The organism is Lentilactobacillus kisonensis DSM 19906 = JCM 15041 (genome assembly GCF_001434135.1).
GTDB classification, from domain to species: domain Bacteria; phylum Bacillota; class Bacilli; order Lactobacillales; family Lactobacillaceae; genus Lentilactobacillus; species Lentilactobacillus kisonensis.
In genome coordinates this window covers 1-2,912 of sequence record NZ_AZEB01000065.1, presented here as the reverse complement: position 1 = coordinate 2,912, position 2,912 = coordinate 1, and the positions used below count along the sequence as shown (strand labels likewise).

Here is a 2,912-nt window from a genome sequence, read left to right as displayed (position 1 = left end):
AAAACCTGTCTCAAATATTGACTTCAATCCATGAAACTCAATTGAACATAGATGAACAAATGAAATGATAGTCCTCCTACTAAACGGCCACTAGGGTATGCTCTTGTGACCTTGCCTATTTGTATGAACTAATGCTGTTTAAAAATGTTCAATAGAATTGTCTAAATGAGATGATCATTATCCATTGGCTTTTTAATGTAATAACAACTAAATTGATAACGAGGCGCAATGTTTTTGTGTTAAATTAGGCTTATTATGTAACAATACGGGAGTTGATTTACGTGGAATCTGAAAAACAAGATAAACAAAAAAACACTATAAGTGAAAAAGTAAAGCAAGCTTTGCTTAACAATAGTAATGCCATTAGTAATCTTGAAAACGACTAAGATCTCCCTTAATAGAGCACACTTCTATGTAAAAAAGCGAATTTGAGTCATAAAAAACTAATGGAATCACTGATTTATGGATTCACTCTGCTCATTTGCGGAGTTGTCGGCAATCTCATTTTTAATTATTTCGACTTTTATCATAGCGATCGATGTTGACCGGATAATCATCAAAGAGCAGTCATCGAAAAATATGACTCAACTCAAATATTGTATCTTATAACACATCTCGTTATGCACTTTGTATTGCACCCAAAAATCCTATTAAACCAGTCTTAAAGATTAGTTTAATAGGATTTTATGATTGAACGGTCAAGAACCACAGTTATATTGCTCCTCTAACCGACTAATTTAATATGAGTAATCAAGACGTGACATTTTATTGATAAGATGGATGGGCTTTAGAATTAATCATAATTTGAGGTGCCCCCTCTTTGCCCACAACAACCTCATTAACTGCATTTAAAAACAAGCCATGTTCAACCACACCAACTGTGTTAATTAAGGCGTTAGACAGTTTATCTGGGTCGTTAATTTTATGCAAATGAAGATCCAAAATGATGTTATTTGAGTCCGTTTTAAAGATCTTGCCGTTCTTATCAGTCCTAACAACCGGATTAAATCCGGCATCGGAAAATTTTTTCAAAACATGATGACTGCCAAAAGGTTCTACATCAACAGCCAGTGGAAAGGCACCGATCCGGTCAACAATTTTGGATTGGTCTACGATCCAAATAAGCTTTTTAGAATTGGCAGCCACAATCTTTTCCCAAAACAGGTTTCCACCACCACCTTTAATACCATTAAAGTCACTGTCAACCTGGTCGGCACCGTCAATGGTTAAATCAATTGTGTCAATCGAATCCAAATCAGAAATTTTTATTCCCAATGATTCAGCCTGCTTCGCTGTTGAAATTGACGTGGAAACGCCCGTAAAGTTCAGGCCGTCTTCCTGAACCCGTCGTCCCAACTCATCGACCAGCATTGTAACCGTTGAACCACTTCCAAGCCCAACAATCATACCGTCTTTAACATAATCTGCAGCTTTAACCGCCGCAGCCTTTTTTAACTTGTTCTGAAGCTCTGAATTGATCGTACTCATGAATCTCCCATCTCCTTAATTTTAAAGCCAACTTGGCATTCTTCTATTTCCAACTCCATCAATGTCAAAACATCTTTATATCGCTTCATCAAACAGCTAACATTAAAGCAAGTTTATTTTCTGTTTACGGACAGATTCAACCGATGAACTGATGATTTTTTATGAACAAGCATGAACCAAACTCTGATTGGCAAGATAGTATCAATTTCATTCTAATATTGTTGATTTTTATGTGGCCTACCGTTCTACCTATACCTAATAGGAATTTATATTATTTTGATTGTCTACATGATATACAAAGTCCTCAAAGTCAAAGATGCCGATCTATGATAATTAACTCTATCTGCCCCTATACTGAAATTTAGTACCAAAACTTGACGTAGGCGCAATCGGTATTATAGCTTACATTTTTGATCAGATAATTTTTCTGATATTCATCAATCTCCCCCCCCAAAAAAAGATTACATAATTTTAAATCCAATCAATCACTAGTTTATTACTTCTTAATTTTACAGATACCAAGTATAAAAAAAATAAAAAACAATATTAAAAAAATAACTGGAATTGTAACTAATGGGGTCATAAAGTAATTAACTTGATTAGTTATTTTAGTTCCATCTTGCAAAACATCCGATGTTGATAGCATTTCAGAAAAAACATTCATAATTTGTAGTAAAAATATTGTTAATAGGGCAAAGCTACCAAACAAACTAGATAGTTTAAAAAAATCCAATTTTATCACCTACTTATCCCTAACAACACGACTCACAACACCATCGTACTTATACGCAAAAGCCTTAAGATGTTTCTTTTGTGTTGATGATCCGACTATTTTTAGGTATTCTATTCGCGTAATCTTATATTTTCGATACCTCTTACGATACTGAACTTTTTGTCGATATTTTCCATTAAAAGAAAACGGAACATTTATTGTAACGGTATCTGACCAAGTTACATTAAACCCTAACAAAGCAGTCAACTTCCCCTTAGACAGTGAAACATTCCCTGTTAAAGAGTTAGCCCACGTTACCGATTTAGAAAAAGTCGATTTTGTTTTCTTTTTTGCAGAATAAATAGTATTCCAATTACTATACTTATGTCCAATATATTTTTTATAAGGCTTAGTATAAGTAATGACAATATGGTAGTGATCAAGAGGTACAGCAGAGGCCGTTAAAGCATTAATATTAAAGCTAACAATAAAAGTAACAACAGTAACAAGCATTATGATCATCTTTTTATACATACAAGTTCCCTCATTCACAAAAAAGTTACATTCATTCAAGATGTATCTACTTTAACACTTAAATGTAATAACTAAAGAGCTAAGAAACTGTTTGAGATCTGACTTGAACTTTACTATATTTTGACAAAAAAGGAAATTATGATGACTAATTATCCCAGCAATATTACCTGGCAACAAT

2 protein-coding genes are annotated in these 2,912 nt (G+C 33.6%); both read right to left on the bottom strand.

The window, feature by feature from the left end; translation table 11 throughout:
- Nucleotides 1–765: 765 nt before the first annotated feature.
- Nucleotides 766–1,488, bottom strand: a complete 723-nt coding sequence (gene rpiA, locus FC98_RS13590; RefSeq protein ID WP_008213574.1) for a ribose-5-phosphate isomerase RpiA — start codon at nt 1,486–1,488, stop codon at nt 766–768.
- 742 nt (nt 1,489–2,230) lie between these two features.
- Nucleotides 2,231–2,734 carry a hypothetical protein gene (locus FC98_RS13580; RefSeq protein ID WP_056949747.1) on the bottom strand — a complete coding sequence of 168 codons (504 nt, stop codon included), beginning with the start codon at nt 2,732–2,734 and terminating at the stop codon, nt 2,231–2,233.
- Nucleotides 2,735–2,912 lie beyond the last annotated feature (178 nt).